Source organism: Prevotella sp. oral taxon 317 str. F0108 (assembly GCF_000162415.1).
In the GTDB taxonomy this organism is placed as follows: Bacteria; Bacteroidota; Bacteroidia; order Bacteroidales; family Bacteroidaceae; genus Prevotella; species Prevotella conceptionensis.
The window spans coordinates 1,145,356-1,168,171 of the sequence record NZ_GG740072.1 but is presented as its reverse complement, the minus strand read 5'-3'; the positions used below and the strand labels follow the sequence as shown (position 1 = coordinate 1,168,171).

The 22,816-nt window shown below is 45.9% G+C and carries 15 protein-coding genes; 5 read left to right on the top strand and 10 right to left on the bottom strand.

The window, feature by feature from the left end; all coding sequences use genetic code 11:
- Positions 1 to 1,058 precede the first annotated feature (1,058 nt).
- Together HMPREF0670_RS04335 and HMPREF0670_RS04330 are read left to right on the top strand one after the other, a co-directional pair.
- Complete coding sequence (locus tag HMPREF0670_RS04335; protein ID WP_009229956.1) at positions 1,059 to 1,385, top strand: YtxH domain-containing protein; 327 nt, start codon at positions 1,059 to 1,061, stop codon at positions 1,383 to 1,385.
- 35 nt (positions 1,386 to 1,420) lie between these two features.
- Entirely contained in the window at positions 1,421 to 1,807 is a 387-nt protein-coding gene (locus tag HMPREF0670_RS04330) for a hypothetical protein (protein ID WP_009229955.1), read from the top strand.
- Between the two features lie 109 nt (positions 1,808 to 1,916).
- Here HMPREF0670_RS04330 and HMPREF0670_RS04325 read toward each other — a convergent pair whose 3' ends face one another.
- From HMPREF0670_RS04325 to HMPREF0670_RS04280, 10 genes are all read right to left on the bottom strand, one after another.
- On the bottom strand, positions 1,917 to 2,171 hold the full coding sequence (locus HMPREF0670_RS04325; RefSeq protein WP_009229954.1) for a GlsB/YeaQ/YmgE family stress response membrane protein: 255 nt from the start codon (positions 2,169 to 2,171) through the stop codon (positions 1,917 to 1,919).
- A 352-nt stretch (positions 2,172 to 2,523) separates the two neighbouring features.
- Complete coding sequence (locus HMPREF0670_RS04320) at positions 2,524 to 4,830, bottom strand: BamA/TamA family outer membrane protein (RefSeq protein ID WP_009229953.1); 2,307 nt, start codon at positions 4,828 to 4,830, stop codon at positions 2,524 to 2,526.
- Positions 4,820 to 9,442: a translocation/assembly module TamB domain-containing protein gene (locus HMPREF0670_RS04315; protein WP_009229952.1), complete on the bottom strand. Its 4,623-nt coding sequence runs from the start codon at positions 9,440 to 9,442 to the stop codon at positions 4,820 to 4,822. The genes HMPREF0670_RS04320 and HMPREF0670_RS04315 overlap by 11 nt, the downstream gene beginning before the upstream one ends.
- Before the next feature lie 1,758 nt (positions 9,443 to 11,200).
- Positions 11,201 to 11,998 carry a hypothetical protein gene (locus tag HMPREF0670_RS04310; protein WP_009229951.1) on the bottom strand — a complete coding sequence of 266 codons (798 nt, stop codon included), beginning with the start codon at positions 11,996 to 11,998 and terminating at the stop codon, positions 11,201 to 11,203.
- 46 nt (positions 11,999 to 12,044) lie between these two features.
- Positions 12,045 to 12,485 (bottom strand): hypothetical protein, encoded by a 441-nt coding sequence (locus HMPREF0670_RS04305; protein ID WP_009229950.1) that lies wholly within the window; start codon positions 12,483 to 12,485, stop codon positions 12,045 to 12,047.
- Positions 12,486 to 12,519: 34 nt separating this feature from the next.
- Positions 12,520 to 13,071 (bottom strand): hypothetical protein, encoded by a 552-nt coding sequence (locus HMPREF0670_RS04300; protein ID WP_232211177.1) that lies wholly within the window; start codon positions 13,069 to 13,071, stop codon positions 12,520 to 12,522.
- Between the two features lie 82 nt (positions 13,072 to 13,153).
- Positions 13,154 to 14,854 carry an ATP-dependent RecD-like DNA helicase gene (locus HMPREF0670_RS04295; RefSeq protein WP_044077872.1) on the bottom strand — a complete coding sequence of 567 codons (1,701 nt, stop codon included), beginning with the start codon at positions 14,852 to 14,854 and terminating at the stop codon, positions 13,154 to 13,156.
- Positions 14,855 to 15,113: 259 nt separating this feature from the next.
- Positions 15,114 to 17,597: a transglycosylase domain-containing protein gene (locus tag HMPREF0670_RS04290; RefSeq protein WP_044077689.1), complete on the bottom strand. Its 2,484-nt coding sequence runs from the start codon at positions 17,595 to 17,597 to the stop codon at positions 15,114 to 15,116.
- Positions 17,598 to 17,762: 165 nt separating this feature from the next.
- Positions 17,763 to 18,671: a tRNA (adenosine(37)-N6)-dimethylallyltransferase MiaA gene (miaA, locus tag HMPREF0670_RS04285; protein WP_009229945.1), complete on the bottom strand. Its 909-nt coding sequence runs from the start codon at positions 18,669 to 18,671 to the stop codon at positions 17,763 to 17,765.
- Positions 18,672 to 18,723: 52 nt separating this feature from the next.
- On the bottom strand, positions 18,724 to 19,527 hold the full coding sequence (locus HMPREF0670_RS04280) for a DUF5715 family protein (RefSeq protein ID WP_044077688.1): 804 nt from the start codon (positions 19,525 to 19,527) through the stop codon (positions 18,724 to 18,726).
- A 99-nt stretch (positions 19,528 to 19,626) separates the two neighbouring features.
- On the opposite strand from HMPREF0670_RS04280, the gene HMPREF0670_RS04275 reads away from it, so the two are divergent.
- From HMPREF0670_RS04275 to ubiE, 3 genes are all read left to right on the top strand, one after another.
- Positions 19,627 to 20,586 (top strand): PhoH family protein, encoded by a 960-nt coding sequence (locus HMPREF0670_RS04275; protein ID WP_009229943.1) that lies wholly within the window; start codon positions 19,627 to 19,629, stop codon positions 20,584 to 20,586.
- A 26-nt stretch (positions 20,587 to 20,612) separates the two neighbouring features.
- Positions 20,613 to 21,563 (top strand): phosphoribosylaminoimidazolesuccinocarboxamide synthase, encoded by a 951-nt coding sequence (locus tag HMPREF0670_RS04270; RefSeq protein ID WP_009229942.1) that lies wholly within the window; start codon positions 20,613 to 20,615, stop codon positions 21,561 to 21,563.
- Positions 21,564 to 21,780: 217 nt separating this feature from the next.
- Positions 21,781 to 22,515, top strand: coding sequence for a bifunctional demethylmenaquinone methyltransferase/2-methoxy-6-polyprenyl-1,4-benzoquinol methylase UbiE (gene ubiE, locus HMPREF0670_RS04265; RefSeq protein WP_009229941.1), 735 nt, complete (start codon positions 21,781 to 21,783; stop codon positions 22,513 to 22,515).
- Positions 22,516 to 22,816: the final 301 nt, after the last annotated feature.

Genomic DNA, 22,816 nt, shown 5'->3' with positions numbered 1-22,816 from the left:
CATTTAGCACCAAAACGCACTGCATTTAGTACCAAAACGCAATGCATTTTGCTGCAAAACGCACTCTTTATGGCTGCAAATAGCCTTGAAACAGGTGAAAAAGGCAGTCTATTTTAATAATTATTCATTCTGCCGCATGCACATGCTAACCCTATTTTGCATCAAAACAAACCTTCGCGAGAATCGATTTTTTGCGACAAGGTGGGCGATTGTTGACGAAAATGGCACTCATAATGTTAAATTTCTTGCTGAAAACGATACAAAACTGATGTGCAATAAATACGCGCGAGTGGGTAACGGCACGAAAAACATGTAGGCTTGCGACGGCCAGGGCGAGCATTTGTGGGGCATGCTGCCCACGGACAACGAGAGCAGCATCATGCAAACGCAGAAGTAGTCTACCATCGACACGCGGTTTTCAGTTTGTGGAAACCGCATGGAATAACTTCCGCCCGACCTCTGTTTGACACCTGACCGCGTTTTGCCTAAGACAAATGGGGCAGAATTTCATATTTCATCGTATCTTTGTCCAGCTCTTCGTACATGAGCGGGTTGCTTATCTTGTTTTTACAGCACAAAGACACAAAACTCCTCTCAATTTGTAGAAATAGTTAATGTCAGGTTGGCTTCCATGTAGGTTCTTAGTGCCAACTTTTATCAGTGCGGTTTATTATATGCTAAGTGCTCACGCCATCGGCCACTACTGGCATCTTGTACTCATGCTCGTATTCGATACGCGCACACAAGCCCATAGTACAGTTTGTTCCATAACTAATTGTTTTTGATAAAAAGTATCGTTCAAACATATTCTTTTAATCAGAGGGAGTTGCATGTTTGGTGAGACAAAGATTGTTGATGGATTGCCAAATTTATGAAGTAGGTTGGCGTTCGCTGCATGGCCACCGCTCTTTGTATCTAATGTTAATATAAAAGAAATGCCTGCAAGCTATACCTTTCAATTGTTATTTTATCTGTATGAAATTTGTTTTTGTCGTTTATTTTTCATACATTGCGGTCGAAAGTAACTTTAAAATGGATTTCAAAGAACATATATAACTATGTCGAAAATAACAAAAACATTATTAGGTATAGCTGCTGGAGCAGCTGTTGGTGTAGGACTGGGTATTCTTTTTGCCCATGACAAGGGAGAAAACACTCGTAAAAAAATTAAAGGTTCTGTAAGTGACAAAGTTGATGACCTGAAAGAACAAATAGAACGTTTTACCAAAATGTTCAATGAAAAGTCATCGAAGTTGAAAGGGACTTTAGAAGAGAACGTAGACTACCTCTTGTCTGAATCAAATTGTAAATCAGATGAACTGATTAATTTATTAGAAAAGAAGTTGGCCTCTTTGAAAAAAGAAGCAAAGAAACGGATGAGTTAAACTTGTGTATTGTTTACATTTAAATTTTATAAGTCATGAAAAAAGCTTTCACATTAGTTACTTTAATTTGTTTAGTCGTAGTGGCTGTACTTTCTATTTCGTGTAGCAAGAGCGACGACCCTGCTGATAATGATTTTTTTATAGGAAAATATAAAGGTAAAATCTCTTATACGGTTGACGGCGATACGAAATCTGTCGACAATGGTTCTGTTACTGTTATTAAAACAGGAAACAATTACTATTTTAGTTTTTCAGATGGAATCCCTGACCTTAAAGGTGTTAAATTCAAAAAACAAGGAGATCACACTTTGGTGAACATTGATTTTAAAGAAGGTATGAAAGTAATAAATATCAGTGCTTCTTCATTATACATTTACTACAAACAAGATGTAAAGAAATGGACTGCTAGTGCAACGAGATAGTTCAAAGCCTTCAAACAAAAAAGCTCCGAAGTATATCATACCTCGGAGCTTTGCATTTATTAGGTGAATTTAAAAAATAGCAGAGATTAAAATATCTGCTTTTCCTTTCTTATTTCTTCTTTTTGAATATCAAATTTATCAAGAATAAAATAACAATAGCTCCGATAGCTCCTGTTAAGATAGACCCAATCCAGCCTTCTCCAAGCGAGATGTTAAGCACGTTTCCTAAAAGCCACGAGCCCACGCCACTTCCAAGAACACCAACAATGATGTTCCCGATAAGTCCTAAACCGCTGCCTTTGTAGATAACCCCTCCCAGCCATCCGGCAATGGCTCCAATAATAAGTGTTGCAATAATACCCATAAGTTATTCATATTAAATTTGAATACAAAGATAAGACTTTCTGTCCAAAATACCAAATTGCGATAATCATTGCTGTTTTGTAAAACCTAAAACAACTTATTTTTTCTTGGATCTTGAAAACGTTTTTATCCGAGATGGCTAACAAGAAAGATGCAATGTTCGCCCCTGGCAGGCATAAATGTTGCCATTACGTACTCTGCATAACTTTCTTGTTCGGAGAATTTCCATGAGAAGGACTGGAACTTTTCCCACGCTTGGAAGTGTATTCCACATTGCCGATACACAGTTCCAAGCTAGTACTACAATAGAGTTAACACACAGCCACGAAGGACTAACAAACCATAACCTTTATTTAGAATGGGTAACCAATGGCCAAGTGTAGGCTTTGACTATTCTTAAAGCGCCCCATGTTGTAAAAACCACTCTTGTAAGGCACATGAATGCCAATACCCCAATCTATGCGGATAACAAAGAAATCGAGGTCGTAACGAAGGCCTATACCTGTGCCTAGGGCCATTTCCTTAGCTAGGTTCTTTACATTGAACGTGGCGTTTGGCCGCATGCTCGATGAATGCATGGCCCAAACGTTTCCAGCATCGATGAAAACCGCGCCATAAAGGCTACCGATGAGTCGTGGACGATATTCGAGATTGAACAATAACTTGATGTCGCCCGTTTGGTCGAGGTACGAGTTTGTGCTTGCCGTAGGATAATAAGCCCCTGGCCCGATGCTACGAGCCGTAAATGCCCTGATGCTGTTTGCACCGCCCACATAGAACTGTTCGCTATACGGAGCCTCCGTAGCGTTGCCGTAACTCCATATCGCACCAGCCGAGGCATGAGCCACAAGTTGCGAATGAGCGTTTAGTTTCCACGTTTTACGCCAATCGGTTTCTATCTTAAAGAAGTGCGCAAAGGGGTTCTTAAACAGCGTTTTGTCTTTCTCGTCCCACTTCTTACCTGCCGCCATATAGGCCAACGACAAGAGGTTGGAGGCTTCGCTAAAAGTGGTTTGCCACCAAATGGGATGACGATAGCGCGACGGACTGTTGAAGATGTAGCTGTAACGCATCTTGGGAATGAACACATCTTTCATTGTCACCTTCAAATATGGGTTGGCGTTGAGGATGGAATCAAAAACGGCCGTGTGGCTCGTCATGTAGTTATATTGCAACGAGATGGGCGAAAACTGGTGCATCGAACGCTCGGAGGTCTGCACGTTGTAGGTGAGTTCGCCCGAAACGATGTGCCTTTTGAAGTAGTTTCCCCTGCTGATAACACTGGATGCCACCTTGATAAGCGACGAAGGCGTGTTGTAAAAGCGGCGCGACTGCCAAAAAGGAGCAAAAAGACGAGGGAACTCTAACGAGGCCGACGCACCGTATTCGTACGACTGCATCTGTGCAGCAGCCCCATTAGCACTGTGGCCTGTTTGCCATTCGTACGAACCAAACACATTAATGTCTAGCTTTTCGGCGCCACGGAAGGCATTTCGTCTGGTGAAACCCATGATAACGGCAGGCCCCATGCGCCCGTTGGTCTTGCCTGTGTAGTTGGTTTCAACGTAAAAGTCGTAGGGTTTATCGAGCAAGCCCGTTATCGAAAGATCGAGCGTGTCGGACAACGACGTGGTATCGCGCGGAGTAAACTTAAAATCGGTCATGCTGAAAAGTCCCATGTCCATCAGTTTGGTTGAAGTGAGGTTCTCATCGCGATAGCGATACATATGTTCTGGCCGTAACATGATGTTGCGCATCAAGATACGCGAACGTATGGGCGAATGTTTGCCGTTGTAATACACGGTAAGTCTTTTGCGCTTTACTGAGTCGGTGAGTGTTTCGCCCATTTGCTTGCGAAGATAGAAGTCTATCTTACCAACATACCACCGACGCTTAGCCGTTTCGGGCATAGTGGCAGTGGGCAACATCTTTAATTGTACCTTTTGCGGAACTTGTATGGTGTCGGCAAGGAACGAGGAGTAGCCCGGCTGGTAATAGTAATAGCCGTTATCGCGCAACAAGTTGCTTATGCGATTGCGCTCTGTATCGAGCGACGACACGGAGAAAGGACTGCCCTTTTGCAACTTCGAGATAGAGGCGCGCGAGGCAATGAGCTGCGTTATTTCGGGAGGGAAGTTGAGATAGGCCACCGAGTCGAGCGTGTAAAGTGGGCCAACGCTCACCGAATAGCCAATCTTGGCTTTCTTAGGGTTCTTTTGTGTTAGCACTTCGTACTTCACTCGACCTTGAAAATAGCCATTATTCTTCAATGTGTTCTGTGCAACCGATGCGCGCAAGGCCGGATTAACCCAGCTCATCAGCACTGGGGGCTTGCCAAAGGTTTTGCTTATCCACTTGCCTGCGCCCGATGTAGACTCGGAAAAGGCGTTCCATACCCAAAGGCTTATGGGGAAAGGGGTGCGATAATAGCTGCTACCCATGAATGCACCATTGGGTGCGCAATCCAAAGCAGCCTCCATTTCTTCTTGTGTTGAGGAGAAATGCGAGTTGTCTTCGTAGTTCGTGTACTTTATTTTCTTAAGGCCAACATACAGCTGGTCGCCTTCGGGAACGCCTTTCGTGGTGGAGCAAGAAGTAGCGACAAGCGTTGCGACACAAGCTAACAATGCCGAGAAAACGTGTTTGGGGTTATTCGCCATCTTTCTTTTCTTTATTTAGTGAGTCGGGCGTTGCTGGCAGCACCACCTCTTCGGGAACTTTAAGTCGGAATATATCGCGGAAGTGGCGCAGCTTTCTTCGCCAAATAAAACCAACGCCATACTTTCCGATGTCGCCTTCCAGCCAATCGTAGCTGTCGCGATTGTAGAACATTTGCATGTAACGTGTAGAACCTTGGTTTAGGCGGTACTCCAACGATACGTTATTAAAGAAAGTGTTGTCGTTTCGCCCGACATCGGAACCAGACGAGACTTTACCACCAACGATAATACGAAGTCTGTTGCTCCACAATCGTTTGGCAAACTTAAACGAATAGTCGGTGTGCATGTTGCCACTGGCATCCGTTACGTTGTCGAGACCAATACTTAGGTCGAGTGTTCGCAGGGCGTTGCCCGTGATGTTGTTTATCTGACTTTGCAAGAATGCACTTAAAGCATTGTTCATAGAGAAACTGCTGGTGTTGCCGTCTGCCAAATACATGCCTGTGGTGAGCATCGTAACGGCTAGTTTTCCGCGTTCATCGCTACCCATCGTTTTAAGTTGGTTGCTGACAGTCATGTCTTGTGGTGCGTCGATGGTAAATTCCAATCCCATATTCTTCAAGGTCTTGGTTACCACCACACCACATTCGAACTCAACGATACGCCCGTCCCTACCGTTTGTGGTTACAGAGGCCTTTGTTATCTCGGTTGCGGTGATGTTTAGGCGCGGGTTCATTGCATCTCCCGTAAATTCAATGTAACTTCCATTCTTAATGGTAAAGGTCTTAAGCGGAATAACGGGGAGCGAGTACTTCATCTCGCCGTTGTTAAGGGTGTAACGTCCTGTAAGCCTTAGTCCGTTAACCGGAGTGTATTGCATGCGCAAGTTGCCACCGCCCATCAAGTCGATATAGTTAGACTTATCGGCATTGAGCGCACAAAGAATGTGCGCATTGGGGTCGATGTTCATGCTCAGGTCCATGTTAAAGCCCGTCAATGCGGGGCGATTGATAATTTCGGCTTTGTTTTCTGCAAAGTTGGTAAACGACACTAAGTCGTCCATCTGATTGTCGGTAGAAAGCGGTGAGTCGCGCAGAACGTAAGTCATGTCGGTGGCATCAAGCACATCCAGCTTACCGCGCAGGTTCAAGTTGCTCACTTCGCCCGACATTCGGCCAGAGAAGTTAACGAACACTTTGCCAAACACTTCGGAACGATAGTTCTCCTTGGAGTTGATGATCTCGTATTTGTTGGCACGCATGCGCATGTCCATCCGCATACGGTCGGGATTTGAGAAGTCGAATTCGCCCGAAATGTTCAGTGGACTGTCGTTGTGGGCAAACACTTCGAAGTTTTCGAACAGCAGATGACTGTTCACAATGCGCACGGGGTCGTTGGCAAAACGTAGCGTTACGCCATACGGGTCGCTGAACAGGTGGGCCGAGTCAAGGAAAACTTCGCCGTTAATCATAGGCTTAGACAATGCGCCCTTGATGGCCAACTCGCCTTCGGCGTAACCATTAAGTCCGAACATGCGCTGGGGTATAAATCCGTTTACGATGGTAAGGGGCAGCCGTTCGAGTTTCAATGTGGCATCAAGCTGCCCACCACGAGCCGAATTGTACGTACCCGACAGCTGACCAACCTGTATGTCGTTCTGACTTAGCGTACCATCAATGTAGTGTCCGCCGTCGGACTTCGGCATGTAAACAAACTCGGAACTGAGATTTCCCATCGGACTATGCTGATAAGCCAAGTCGGTAACCGACACGGCCGACGAGATAGACAACGCATCTTTGGTTTGTATTACGTGGAAATCGCCGTTAAGCGTACCCGACACTTCGGGCATGTAGGGCAAAACGGAGAATAGTTTCTCAAGATTTAAGCGGTTTAGCGAGAGCGTAATGTCTTGCAAAGCCTCTTCGTTCTCGTTGTTGGTGGCCAGTTGGATACCTGTTCCGTCTGCGGCCCGTAAGCGCAGGTCGGCGCAAACGCGGCGATCGTCGCCCATAAACACGTAGTTGCTGTCGTTAACCGTGAACTGTTTATAGCCCAAAACGGCCTCACGGTCCATCAAACTAAGGCGTATGCCCTTGTCTTCCATCGTGGCACGTACGCCCATGCCGATGCCCAGCTTGTTGTTTTCATCGTAAATCTGCGCTTTGATGTATGTTCCGCGCTCTTCCAATGCACCATTTAGGAGGGCATTAAACACGTATTGAGGATTTTTCTTGTTGTTGCGCACCTGCACCGAGTAGGCTATTTGGTCGGCATCAGACTTCAATGCCAAACGCACCGTGTCGATAAGTATGCTGTCGGCCACCAGCTGGTTGACGTTGAGATAACCATTTAGCCCGGCAACGGGCGACGAATGGAGGTCGGCAGACATTTCGCCCACCGAGTAGCCATACTTACGCAACACGCGCATAAAGATATTCTGACGTCCGCTTTGCAAGTTGATGTTGGCTAAGGGCAAGCGTTCGCGTAGTCGTGCCTCGTTTAGGTGTTTTGTGGCAAGTTGGTGTTGCAGTTCTTTCCAAAAGCCCATGCCGCGATTTAAGATATAGGCATAGCCGCCCTTGCTATTCATTTGCAATGCAAGGTCGCCGCAAACAAGATTGGCATGGGTGGTGTCGCGATTGGTAAAGAGGTTTACAGACATGGCTCCAAGGCGATAATCTTTGGCTGTATCGTTAACCATGATGTCGGCAACATTGCCTTCAAGCTTGTAGTAATCCTTGCCGTTGGTTTCCAAGTTAAGGTCGCTACGGAAAGAGGCCACCACTTTTTGGTCTAGCAAGTGCAGGTTATAAAGGTCTAGCTTGGCCAGGTCGGTATTGATGTGTGCCTTTATCAGCTTATCACTATTTCGTCCGTTGACGTTTATCGAACCCTTCAACAAGGGGTTATTGCTTTGTAACGAGGCAGTGATAAGGCCGTTGCTCATCTGCGCTTTGCCTGCAATTTTGTCTAAGTCATAACCACCATAGTGGAAACGGTCTATGCGCACATTGGCAAACAGTTGGGTTTTGGTCGACATAAAGTCGGTTCCCACACCTCGTGTCTCCACTTCGCCCGTAAAGGGATGCAAGCCTTGGTTGGGCAAGAAATGCTGTAAAGCCAAACTTTTCAGCTTAATGTTAGCATTGTAAGCCATCTTGTGCGCATTAAAACTGCCCTTTAATTGTACGCTGCCGCCGCCTTCGTGCATCGTGGCGTCTGCTTGATACGCCTCACCCTGCATCTTGGCGCGAGCGTTAAGCGAGATACCCGACGGAATATTCACTTGCCGTTGCAGTTTTTTGTCAAGCAACACCTTAGCGAAGTTCAAGTTATAGGTATTGGCTTTCAAGAAAATCTCTCCTTTGCACCTACGCGTATCCATAGGTTTCTCTACGTAACCCGTGGTTTGCAGCTTAAAGGCGGTGGGCAAAACCACATTAAGTCCTGAAAAGGCAATACGTTCCTTGTTGCCCTTAGCCACGCCATCTATGCGCAAAGGATAATTGGGAAACGCCTTTCTAAACCCTTCGGGCATGCCGCCCATAGCGCGCAGCAAGTCGGCCTTACCCAACGAGGCGTGCAAGGCAACATATAATTTACCTGGATTAACCTCATCGAAGGCGTTCATATCCATGTTGAACTTGGCCGTGAGCGACGATTCGGGAGTGCGCAGTTCAAGATTGGGCAACGCAATACGCGTAGAATCGAGCGCAACATGTCCGCTAATATGATTTACACGAACACCGCTTTTCTCCTTAAAGGCGCACACACGGAGATTCATTTTCAACTCTGGCTGACAGAAATAAAATGAGTCGATACCCAAATGCAGTTCTGTAAGATGTATGTGATTAGGGTCTAAGCCGTCTGTTCGGGGCTTGTAGGTTTGGTCGTAGTTCAGACTTCCGTTCTGCCAATTGAGCGTTTCAAGCCGATAGAGATTTTTATACAGGTCGAAATAGCCGTTTTTAGCATCCAGTTTGGGCAGATCTACCAATACGGTCATGCTGTCTCGTGGTGTTCGCAGCAAAGCTTTAGAGTGCTCTATCTGCAATTTGTCCACCTTTATTTTCCAATAAATGGGAGTTTTAGTGGTGTCGGGCGGAACGGTGTCGCTCAACTCCACGCTGATGTTGGCATCTTTCAGTTGGGCTTGGTTCACCCTGATGGTCTTCGAGTTGAGGTCGACACCCCTGCTTTGCACAAGCAATAAGCCCACTTTTCCTTTTATGCGTGCCTCATGCACAAGGTTGGCTGTATTCATCTGCACGTCGTGTAACGACAGTTCGTCTACTTCCACCTTATTGCTTAGTAAAGGAATCAATTGCACATTGGCCACAATTCTTCCCACATTGGCGATGGTGTCGGTTTGTCCCGCTATCGAATCATTAGCTTGCAGAACCCTTACGCCCTCAACACCGAGGTCAAGTGGAAACACAAGTCTCACCCTATCCACTGTTATCTCCATGCCCATCTTTTGCGATGCATAGCTCGCAACCCGCTTAACAGCCCAGTTTTGTACAGGTGGGCAGTAAAGCAGAACCACTAAGATAAGAAAAAGCACAATCGGGATGGCAACAGCTATGACAACCCATCGAATATATTTCTTCATACAAAAATGTTCGCTCGTCTATCTATTTTGCCTCAAGGCTCCTAATTTTAACCTGCAAAGTAAGCATTTTTTTTTGAAAATAAGCCATCTATCCGCCAAAGAAATGGTAACGAACAACAATTTATTCAAAATCAAGACACAAAGGTTACAAATGTAACCCAAATGTGCAGTTACGATTAAAGCCCAATCGGTCTATCAGACCGCTTATCAATTATTTTGGGGGTGTTTCCATCGTTTCCTGTTCATTTTTCGTTTGCTTGTCGGCATATTTCCTGCCTTATTCTCTTAACGTGGCACGCTATGCCTTCAAGGATAAGATAGTCGATGTACTTAACAAACAGGCAAAATCTGCACCTACTCAACGACCGAGTCCGGGTTAAAACCCTTAGATGCTCATGAACTGAGCGGCTTACACAACGAGGTTGTTTTGACTTATAATATTTCTGTAAATTGAGAGGAGTTTGGTGTCTTTGTGCAGTAAAACCAAGAAAAACACCGCACTTATGTACGAAGTACGGGGCAAATAAGCTCACTGTTTATAGATTCACGAAAAACCAACAGTTCCCGTAAGCATCGGCTCCCCCAAACGCCAAGTTGCCAACCCCTCAACTCAGAAACTTAAATTGTTTTATTTGTTTTTACAATTTGGCTCTAATTTTCACTCCATTCCAGCAAAAATATAGGTCATAAAGTAGGTAAAAAGCCACTATTTCTAACCTTCCACGTCTTCCAACTTGGCTGTTTTTAAGGACAAAACCTGCGTTTTGTACCATTTTGCCTTTCTAGTTTGGTTGCCGGCACGTAATTTTTCAAGCCCAATAACCCACTTTTAACCCCTAAAAATCGGCTTTTTAATGGCTGTTTTGCCCTTTTTCGTCCTGTTTCTGATGGTTCACAAAGGTTATATTTATACCATTGCAGTGCATCCTTATGCTTTTTGCCCTGAATTTAGCAGCATTTTACCCTGCATTTAGCACCGTTTTACCTTGCGTTTAGCACCAAAACGCACTGCGTTTTGCACCATATTGCACTGCGTTTTGCACCATATTGCACCCCATTTTGCTGCAAATAGCCCTCAAATTGGTGTAAATGGCTGTCTTTATAAATAAAAATACATTTTACCGCATTCACAGACACCCCCCTTTTTGCATTAAAACAAACCTCCGCGAGAATCGATTATTTGCGGCAAGGTGGACGATTGGTTGATAGAAAGGGCAGTTATAATGTTAAATTTGTTGCTGAAAACTAGACAAAAGCGATTGTGCTGTATGCACGCGCATGGGCAACGGCACGAAAACCAGGAACGCTTACCACCGCCAGTGCGCGCGGTTGCAGGGCATGTTGCTCGCGGCCAATGGAAACAACATCGTGGAAACGCGGAATTAATTTGCCTTCGATAGGCAGTTTGCAACTTGAAGAGCATCTTTGGAATACCTTCCAACAGGTCGCTTTTTGAAACATAACCACGTTTTGTTACAGGCAAAAGGGAGATAACCTCATGTTTTATTGTGTCTTTGTCTGGTACTTCGTACATGAGCAGGGCGTTTATCTTGTTTTAGTAGCACAAAGAAAATAAGTTCCTCTCAAATTGTAGAGATTTTAAAAGTCTAGATGACTTCAATATTAAAAAGGCATGACGACTTCATTGGAATGAGTGTGGTAAGAGGTATGGATAAGGGATGAAGTGTGCTTTTAAGTTGTCCATCTATTTTTCATACTCAAATCATGTAGGGGCCATTACACCATTTGTTTAGGTCGTCATTTGTGTTGTATTACCATCCCGTTATTATCAAATATAATGGCTTTTCCATTTAGTGTGTTATGTTTATAACGGCACAAAGCTATTAAGTAATGGCTGTGTGGGTCAAAGAAATAACCTTCTCCACCTCTGAACAACTTATTGTTGCATTTATAACAGTGCGTAAAGATTGCTTCCAGAGTACCCTCTTTCTTAACGACAAAACATAAAGGACCTATAAGCAAGATACATTTATCCCGAATTTTGTGATACTCTATAGAATTATTCTTGTATAAATCTCCATACCCTCGTCTTGGGAATAGCGTATTGAAGAGGCTGTCCGAAAATACTTCTTGGTGGACTTTACTAATAGAATTGGTATTAGTCAATTGTGGATGCCCACTTTCTCCCTCATTGAAGTACTCGTATCTTTCAACTTTTCTCGCATCATTATAGAATACGGCAAAACCATGATGGTTATTATTCCTTAGCGAATAGAAATGCGATAGTTTGTGCGTATCGTCGTCGAAGTGATAATCTCTTCCAATAATGGCTCCTTTTTCACCTGCATATCTGATATGAATGGTAATCAGTTCAGATGCCTTTTTATTAAAGGTAATGTAATTTTCACCAATGGTTATAAAGTCCATTACATAGTATTCGCCTTTCGTATGGTATTGCAATTTAAGTTCACCGTCAATTACGATGGTGCTTTTTCTCTTCTGCACATCCTTTATTATGTCTTTTTGTGGGGTGTTTGGTGATAAAGCGCATGCCGAGAGACATACAGCAAGCAATAAGTTGAAGATAAGTTTCATTTGATGTTCTTATTGTGGAGATAACTTCTGATAGGTTCAGATATAATCAATTTGGTATGACAATCTCAGGTGCTGGATATTTACCATAGATCCATTGCTTAACTCTATTTATACTTTGCTTATGCACTTTGTGGTCTGTGTAGTGTGCAAGAAAGATGGTGTCTTTCTTATTTTCCCTCTCAACTATAAGCATTTCGGGGGTTATTTCTTTTATTTCAAAGGCTTCTGCACAAGATGCAGATGTGACAGTAAGGATGCTGTCGTTTATCAATTCATTTTCAGTCTTTATCTTATAGAGGGTGTCATTACTCACATATAGCACAAAGAAGGCTTTATGATACAAATCGGTATCATCTTCAAATCCACCTTTCAAGGTGTCCCATTGTATTTGTTTGGGAACGAAAAGTCTACTCTGCTTAATTTTCTGGTTGCAGCCAACCAAAATAGAACCTATTATCACTGCAATTATTGCTGTAAGATGTTTCATCTGTTATTTTATATAAGAGAGGAGGATTGTGATGTTATCTTTTCATTGTTGGCTGTGAAAAGTGTCCTTCTTTTAGTTGATACTCAACCAAGATAGGCTCGTATATCGTTTCGAAACTCTTCCATCCTTTTGTTTCAGCATCGTAGTACAATTGGTTGTCTGTGGATAGAAAGTCAAAATTCTTAATTTTGTCTGAGGGTTTCATCAGTGGTTCAAGGGTTTCTTGCAATTCAGTGATAATGTGGATATTGGTTAGCACAATCAAATCACGATGGTTTTGGCTGATATATCCCACTATGCGCCTGCCTTTATACGCAATGTATTTATCTCGTAAGCGGTGCTTATTTTGAAATGAAAAGACAAATTTAGTTATCGAGTCCTCTTGTACAATGTCAAGTACAGCGACCTTATCTTCCGTATTTTCCGTGAAAAACTGTTGCGTCATGGTATTAACAATGGCTTTTAACTGTCTGTTGGTTACTTCAAAGCATTCAAGACTTCTGCCATTATGAGAAGAACAGGCTGCCATGAGGGTAAGACAAATTACTAGTATGAACAATGATTTACTACGTGCTTTTGATGTCATCTGTACTTCGTTTTTTAAAAGATTATTGGTTATTTTGCCATGTTTGTATAAGAAATCTCCTTTAAAATATATCAAAGCTACCTTAATCTCCCGATTTTTTCAATTTCTTCAGCTTGCGTTTGGCCTCGGGTAAGTCGGGCCATAGCTCCAAAGCCTTTTCATAATTCCTGATGGCAGCTTGGGGCATGCCCTCCTTTTCAGACTCCTTGCCAAGCAATGTGTATTCGGCTGCTAGGCGTTTCAGTTGTTCTGCACGTTGCTTTTCCATAGCGCGTGCCTCTTCCAGCTGCTGTTTTAGCAGGTTGATTATGTTCAGCTTTTTGCGGATAAGCCTTTTGGCGGCGGGTTTCTCAATGTCGTATCGGCTGTGGATGGCCAGAAAGAAGTTGTCGATGGCCGCTTGCATGTCGCCCTTGTCGAAGGCGGTCATGGCATCGTTATATTGCTTGTCGGCCTTACTTTCTTGCAAAGCCGAGTTGATGATGTTGAGATTGTTGTAATTGCGCGCGAAGTTGGTGACCTCTGTTCGTACGAAAATGTTTTCTCGGCGGATGGGTTCTTGCAGACTAATGCCTTGCAAAGAGGTGCAACGCGATAGGGCAACATAGGTTTGTCCGCCAGCGAATACGCCGCCAGTGAAGTCTATCTTTACGTTGTTAAAGGTTAGGCCTTGGCTCTTGTGTACGGTGATGGCCCATGCCAAGCGGATAGGAAACTGCCGATAGCTGCCAATTTCCTCTTCTTCAATCTTTTGTTCTTTCTCGTTAAAGGTATATCGCACGTTCGACCAAATCTCTCTTTCCACATCGAAGTCGCGTCCGTCTTCGGTTCGAACGTATATAATACCGTCTTGTTCGTCGCCAAACCCAATGATAGTCCCTAGTGTGCCGTTCACCCACCTACGTTCCTTGTCGTTCTTGATGAACAGTACCTGTGCGCCGGTTTTCACTTCTAATTCTATTGGCGTGGGCAAACTGCTCTCTGGGAACTCGCCCTCGATGTGCCCATAGAATATTGTTGGTTCGTCGGGTAGGGTGTTGAGTTGTTTCTCGTTGATGTAGTCGACGGTATCTCTACGTCCCGATAGCGTGATGGACAAGCGCCCCTCTTCTGTTCCTATCTCGGCGTTAACTTGTGCATTAAGTAGTCGCAGGTCGCTATCAGAAACGTGCGAGGTGCGTATGTGGTCGAGTAGGGAAATGAATTGTGCATCCCTTTGCCTGTAAACTTTCCTCAGTTCTACTGCGATGAGTTGCATTTCTCTGAACACATGGGCATCGAAGAAAAAACAAGAGGGGTAGAACGGACGAAGTAATTGGCGTTCGTCTTCTTTTATTACGGGTTCGAGCTGATAGATGTCGCCCACCAAGAGTAACTGTTTTCCACCGAAAGGCTCGCGCATGTTGCGGTTGTAGATGCGCAGTACTTTGTCGATAAAGTCGATGATGTCTGCCCTAACCATCGATATCTCGTCGATAATGATGAGTTCTACCTCGCGTAAGAGTTTTGTTTTTTCGCCATTATATTTAAGCGTGTTGCGAATGTTGCGCGTGGAATAGCGTTTGTCGGTGGGCAGCAAGGGATGGAAAGGCAGTTTGAAAAAGCTGTGCAAGGTACTTCCGCCAGCGTTGATGGCAGCGATACCCGTTGGTGCTAGGATGATGTGTTTTTTCTTGATGGTGGCCGCGATGTGGCGCATAAACGTTGATTTACCCGTGCCCGCCTTTCCCGTTAGGAAGAGCGAGCGACGGGTAAACTGTATGATTTGGAGAGCCTTTTGCATCTCCCCATTCTCTAAGTCTATTTGGTTGGGCGTATCGTTGTTCACGTTGTTTTGTCAAATCTGTCTTAGGATGGCTTAATCAAAGTCGGTCTGTGTTGACTTGTCTTTCACCGTATATGTGTACTAATTTGGTACTAAACGCGTTTGACACGGCAATCAGAATAGAAAATTGTAATGTGGCGGATGCCTGTTGGCGAAATCCGCCGCGCGTTGACTTACTGGATGAGGTGTGCAATGGCGTGCAATATATCGTGGCGTGTTATAGCTCATCGAGATTTAGCGGTTGCTCGGTGGGGCGAGAACGTTTTTTCTCTTGACCTTGCTCGGAGGGGAGAAGGTCGCCTGGTGAAATTTCCCTGATGGGATTTCCATTGCCGTCGAGAATGATGATACCTTCTCCCCCCGTACTATCGGTTTCTGTTGTGTCTTTTTTCGCTCGCGGATAATAACTGTCACACAGGTACATGTCGCGTGTTATGTCTGCATCTCGCGGCTTACCGAACTTGCCATGATATTGTTTAAATGCTGGGTCGCGGAACACCGACTGTAAGAAATATCCACAGATGGGCAGGGCCGTTCGGCTCCCTTGTCCTAGTGCACCGGTGCGGAAGTGTATGCTTCGGTATTCGCCGCCAACCCAAGCGCCAACCACCAGTTTAGGACTAACGCCCATGAACCAGGCGTCGGAGTGGTTGTTGGATGTACCCGTCTTTCCTCCAAAGTCGGTATCGCGATAGTCGCCCACATATCCCCAAAGGCTTTGAGAGGTGCCGCCAGGCTCGCGCATGCCGCCCATCAGCAGCTGTTGTACAAGGAAGGCTGTTTTGTAAGGCACTGCTTGTTCTGATGTGGCTGGGCCAAGGAACACTTCTTTGCCGTCTTTGTCTTCTATTCGGGTAACAAGTACGGGCTCGTGGTGCATACCGTCGTTAGCAATGGTGCAGTAGGCGTTGGTTAGTTCGAGCAGGTTGACGTCGCTTGAGCCGAGTGCTAGCGAGGGCGCATCTTCTAATGGACTCTTAATGCCCATCTTCTCGGCTGTCTCGATAATGCGTTTGATGCCCATTTCTTGGCCAAGACGTACTGCCACCGAGTTGATACTCTTGGCAAAAGCCGACTTTAACGGCATTGAGTCGCCAGAGAACGAACCATTGGCGTTAGAGGGGGTCCAGGTAACCACCTCGTGTTTCTTCTTGTCGTACACCTGCATCGTGATGTATTCGTCGCGGCGTTTGTCGCAAGGCGTAAGGCCTTGGTTCATGGCCTCGGTATAAACAAAGAGTTTAAAGGTGGAACCAGGCTGGCGCATGGCCTTTACCTTATCGTACTTCCACGCATCGAAGTTGATGTCGCCCACCCATGCTTTCACTGCTCCCGTTTGTGGTTCCATTGCCACAAACGCGCAGTGCATGAAACGAACCATATAGCGGATGGAGTCCATCGTAGAGATATTCATCTCGATAGAGCCCTTGGCATAGTCGAAAAGCTTAACCTTATGTGGCTTGTTGAGATAATACGTGATGGAGTCGGGCTGGCTGGGGAATTTCTCCAACAGCCAATTATACACGGGTTGTTTGCGTGCGATGCCCTCGATGAAGTCGGGTATCACCCTTCCGCGCTCGTCAATCCACGGGTCGTTCTTTCCCCAATGGTTCTTGAAGTTTTGCTGAACCTGCCGCATTTGTTTGGTGGCGGCATCCTCTGCGTATTTTTGCATACGCGTGTCGAGGGTGGTATAAATCTTCAAGCCACTGGTGTAAAGGTCGTAACCATTGGCTTCGCACCAGTCTTTGAGGTAGTCGGCCACTGCCTCCCTAAAATAATTGGCCTGTCCGTCGTAATTGGTTTCAACGTTGTATTTAAGGCTAAGAGGCGTTTGCGAGAGCGAATCGTACACGGCTTGGCTTAGATGGCCTCGCCTAACCATGTTGGCTAACACGGTGTTGCGCCTTTTCAGGCTATTTTCGGGATGCGTTATGGGGTTGTATGTGGTTGTGGCTTTGAGCATGCCCACAAGCGTAGCCGACTGCGCGGCCGTCAGGTCTTTGGGCGTGATGTTGAAATAGGTTTTGCAGGCCGTCTTAATTCCATACGCCGAGGAACCAAAGTCTACCGTGTTGGCATACATCGTGAGGATGGTATTCTTGTCGTAGCTCAGCTCCAACTTCGTGGCGATGATCCATTCTTTGGTTTTCATGATGAGCATACGTATGCCGGGAATCTTACCAAGCAAGCCCGTAGAATATTCGGTGCGCACCCTAAAAAGGTTTTTGGCCAGCTGCTGGGTGATGGTAGATGCACCGCGGCCGTCGCCTTTGGTAACGGCATCCTTGGCGGCAGCGAACATTCCGATGGGGTCTACCCCCCAATGGCTGTAAAAACGCTCGTCTTCGGTGTCGATAAGGGTATTCCAAAACACGGGGTTAACGTCGCCGTAGCTTACAGGCGTGCGGTTTTCGTTGAAATATTTGCCGATGAGTTTTCCGTCGGCACTGTATATTTCAGAGGCTTGCGCAGTTATGGGGTTGTTGATGGTGGACCATCCCGGCGACTTGCCAAAGAGCCAAAGGAAGTTGATGTCTACCATACCCAGATAGACAAAGAAGGCAACAAACGCCGATGCAACGACCACACCCGTTTTGAAATACCATTTGCGGCCTTTGTATAGGCCTTTATACCATTTCCAAAATGCCTTTAACTTAGTGGCGCACCATTTCGCGCCTTGCACGATTTTCTTTCGCATAATCAGTTGTTGGTTGGTTGAGAAGACAACGCCTTTGTCCTGTCGATTGTTTTCGGAGGCGCATCGGGCCTGTGTTCTTCTTATTGTTTGGCATAAGCCGCGCCGCTGTTCACATGCTCATGATGCAGGTGCAACGCGTGGTTTGCCTGTTGCAAATTTACGTATTTAATCTGTTATCCCGACAAAACTGTCGATATAATTTGTAATTTCTTCTGTGTTGTCGGGATAAAACCACTTTATTTCAGGGTCTTTCTTAAACCATGTTAGTTGCTTGCGCATGTATCTGCGCGTGTTGGATTGTATTTGTCTTACAGCCTCTTCCAAGGGGATGGTGCCATCGAAATGGGCGAACAGTTCCTTATACCCCACGGTGTTGAGCGAATTAAGCCCCCGTAGGGGATAAACGCGGCGCGCCTCTTCTTCCAATCCATTGGCCATCATCTGCAACACACGTTGGTTGATGCGGTTGTACATCTCTTCGCGCGGACGGTTTAGGCCAATCTTAATAATGTTGAACGGACGTTGTTTGCGCTCTTTTTTTCGATACGAGGTGTATGTGTTGCCCGTCATCAGGCATATTTCAAGGGCGTGGCATACTCTTCTGGGGTTTTGCTTGTCAACGAAATCGTAGTGTTCGGGGTCTAATTGTTTAAGTAGCTCAACAAGGGCGGGTAGTCCTTGTTGTTCGAGCAGTTGCTTTACGTGTTTCCGTGTGTTGTCGTCTACGGTTGGAATGTCGTCTATTCCATAGCAAACGGCATCAATGTACATCATACTGCCGCCCGTCATCAAGGCTACGTCGCCGTTGGCGAAAAGCTGGTCGAGCAAGGCAAGGGTGTCGGTTTCAAAGCACGATGCACTATAATACTCGTCGAGTTTGAGATGGCCAACGAAGTGGTGGATGGCTTGTTGTTGTTCTTCGGGAGTGGCGGCAGCAGTGCCAATGGGCAGTTGGGCAAACATCTGCCGCGAGTCGGCACTGATGATGTGTGCGGCATAACGCTTGGCAAGATGCAGGCAAAGTGCTGTTTTGCCAACACCCGTAGGTCCAAGAACAACGATAAGTGTTTTCATATTACACCTTATTATATATACAGGAGGATGATGAGGTACTTGCTTGCAACAATTATCTCACCGTGACATGGAAACAACCTTGTTTCACTTCGTATTTAATGTAGCAGCGTTCGTTTCGTCGCAAGTCGTTCAAAACCTCGCTCATTACCCATTTCAACGTATCGTTTCTTACCTTTCGGCGCGCAGGTCCGTCGGGTGATTCCACTGTTTTGTATCGGTTATAGGCAATGTCGAATGTTGTTCCGAACCTGTGGCAGCTGTTTTCTGAGGCATTGCCGTTGTGTCCGCGTAGCTTTTTCACGTCGGCCTCACTGCGAAGAACACTCGTTACGATGAACTTATGCAGTGGAATACCCTTAATTTGCAGGCTATCGAAGAAGTTTCGGCCAATGTCGTTCAGCAGTACGGCAGCTCTCGGCACCAGGTAAGGCACGCTATTGTTCAGCTTGTCTACATGGTAATAAGGGCTGCTAGCCATATACACCAACTCAGCCTTTCTGTTTTCTGCCTCCTTTCGGTCGGCCACGGGCTTAACGCCATACTTCTGTGCCATCTCCAACTGCACGTCGTTAAGGTCGGGGAAGGCTTTGGAAAAGTTGGGAACACTCATAATGCGGTTCTTCATGGGTGTGCCGTCGGGCTTGAAAAATTTCAGTTTGGTTAGCTTTCCGTCTACGGGTTGTGCTGCTGCATGCGCGTTTCTTTCGGCATCTTTGCTGATGTCTTGCCCTTTCGTTTCGGTCTTCTTCTTTGCATCGGCAGGTTTGGCGATGGAAGGGAAAACCGCCCGCACCACGGCCAGCAAAACAACCGCCGCGGCGAAAGCCTTTAAAAACTGGTTCTTTGTCAATCTCATTGAAAAACGTTTAATTGCACCACAAAGATAGAAAAAAGTGTTGGGTTATGGAAAGCTTTTTGTAATTTTGCACTAATATTATATTTAGGAATTACGACATTGGTAGAGAAGCATATTGTACTTGAAGACATTGACCCCGTAATGTTTTATGGGGTGAACAACGGGCATCTGCAAATGATTAAGTCGCTGTTCCCCAAATTGCGCATCGTAGCTCGCGATAATGTTATCCGCGTGTTGGGTGATGAGGAAGAGATGGCTGTTTTCGAAGAGAAGACCGAAGGCATAAGGAAACATATCCTTAAATACAACGCCATCAACGAAGAAGACATTCTCGACATCATTAAGGGTAAACGCACCAAGGCCGATGCCATTAAAGATGTTATTGTGTACAACATCACGGGCAAACCCATAAAGAGCAGGAGCGAAAACCAACAGCGACTGGTAGACGCATACGAACGCCACGACTTGGTTTTTGCCGTTGGACCAGCAGGAACTGGCAAAACCTACCTGAGCATAGCGTTGGCAGTGAAGGCCTTGAAGGAGAAAACGGCCAAGAAGATAATCCTTAGTAGACCCGCAGTAGAGGCTGGCGAGAAACTGGGATTTCTACCTGGCGACATGAAAGATAAGATAGACCCCTATCTGCAACCGCTGTACGATGCGCTGGAAGACATGATTCCTGCCGTTAAGTTGCAAGACATGATGGAGAAACATGTGATACAGATCGCTCCGTTGGCCTTTATGCGCGGTAGAACGCTCACTGATGCCATCGTTATTTTAGACGAGGCGCAGAACACCACGATGGCCCAAATAAAGATGTTTCTAACACGTATGGGCACAAACACCAAGATGATTGTGACGGGCGACCTAACCCAAATAGACCTGCCAAGGGAACAAAAGAGCGGTTTGAGGGTGGCATTAGACATCTTGCGCAATGTAAAGGGCATTGCGACGGTGCAGTTCGACCAAAAGGACATTGTGCGTCACAAGCTTGTTACACGCATCGTAAATGCCTACGAGGCATATTACCAAACCGAAAGAAATAAGGAGAAAGAATAGGATACATCAATAAAACAACGATAGAGATGAAAGCATTGACACAAACCAATTTCCACTTCGCTGGACAAAAGAGTGTGTATCACGGTAAAGTTAGAGATGTGTACGACATCGACGGCGACAAAATCGTGATGGTAGCAACCGACAGAATATCGGCTTTCGACGTTATCTTGCCGAAAGGCATTCCTTTTAAAGGGCAGGTTCTGAACCAAATAGCGGCCAAGTTTCTTGACCTTACGGCCGACATCTGTCCCAATTGGAAGTTGGCCACGCCCGACCCGATGGTGACCGTCGGCCTTAAATGCGAGGGTTTCCGTGTGGAAATGATCATTCGTTCGATACTTACAGGCTCGGCTTGGCGTGAATATAAGAACGGATGTAGGGAACTGTGCGGTGTGAAATTGCCCGGCGGCATGAAAGAAAACGAGCGTTTCCCCGAACCTATCGTAACGCCAACGACGAAGGCCGACGAAGGTCACGACCTCAATATCTCGAAAGAAGAAATCATTGCACAAGGTCTTGTTAGTGCCGAAGACTATGCCGTGATGGAAGACTACACTAAGAAACTCTTCCGTCGTGGTCAGGAAATTGCTGCCAAACATGGCCTTATTCTCGTTGATACGAAGTACGAATTTGGCAAGCGCGACGGCAAGGTGTACCTCATCGACGAAATACATACGCCCGATTCGAGCCGTTATTTCTATGCCGAAGGCTACGAAGAAAAGCTGGCTAAGGGCGAACCGCAACGCCAATTGTCGAAAGAATTTTTGCGCCAGTGGCTCATCGAACACAATTTCATGAACGAGCCTGGCCAAACCATGCCCGAAATAACCGACGAATACGCAGAAGAGGTGAGCAATCGCTATATCGAACTGTACGAGCATATCACCGGCGAGACATTTAATAAGGCAGCTGATGAGGCTGATTTGGCCGCTCGTATCGAGAAGAACGTAACGGAATATTTGGCGCAAGGCAAATAGAACGGCAAGCGGTAACTGGTTTTCATGTCAGCCCCAGTCGTCTTTATGGCGAGGAAAGGGTGGCATGAAAGCGCAGTTTCGCTTTTCTCGTTCATGCCTTTGGTTTGAATATACGTTAAAAAAACAGGATGACAGCAAGGTCGACTGTGTGGGCGAAGGCCCAACAAAGTTGCCTTTCGCGTTATCTATAACCCCTATTTAATGGCACATATCCTCCATGTATAAGCAAGAAGAGATAAAACCCTACGGCGAACAAGGCGATAAGGGCGAGTTGGTTGAAAAGATGTTCGACAACATTGCTCCAACATACGATGTGTTGAACCACCGCCTTTCGTGGGACATAGATAAGCGTTGGCGACGTAAGGCCATCGGGCAACTAGTGCCGTTCAAGCCAAAACAGATGCTCGACATAGCCACAGGCACGGGCGATTTCGCTATCTTGGCCGCAAAGATGCTCAAGCCTAGCAGTCTTGTTGGGGCCGACATCTCGGAAGGAATGATGGAGATTGGGCGCAAGAAGGTGGAGAAGGCAGAGCTGGGAGGCGTGGTGTCGTTTATGAAAGAAGACTGCATGAACCTCTCGTTCCCTGCGGAACGGTTTGATGCAGTGACTGCCGCGTTCGGCATCCGCAACTTTAAAGACCTTGACAAGTGTCTGGGCGAATTGCATCGCGTGTTGCGCAAGGGCGGACATTTAAGCATCGTGGAGCTTTCGGCTCCCAAGCGTTTCCCCATGTCGTGGCTCTTTAAGATATATTCGCACACCGTACTGCCGCTTTATGCGCGCCTCGTATCCAAGGATAAGGGTGCCTATCGCTATCTCATCAGCACCGTCGAAGCCTTTCCTCAAGGCGAAACGATGGTCGGAATTCTCAAGAAAGCAGGTTTCGAAGAAGTTAAGTTTACGCGGCTAACATTCGGAATCTGCACCATGTACCTGGCAACCAAGTAACGAAGAGAGCTTTTTAGAAAAGGCCTAATAGTTACAAACAAAATGGTTTTAGGTATGGTAGTAAAATAGATTGTTCTGTAAATACAGCTTAAAAGCAAAGAATTGCACCACTACAAGATGCTTGTACTAACGCTACAAAGGTGCTTGTACTGGCACTACAAGGTGCTTGTACTGATGCTACAAGATGCTTGTACTGGCGCTACAAGGCACTTGTACTGACACTACAAAGGTGCTTGTAGGCATACAACATGCTGCATTGGGCTGATGCGTTGTAAGCAAACTGTTGCTAAACGCGTTTATA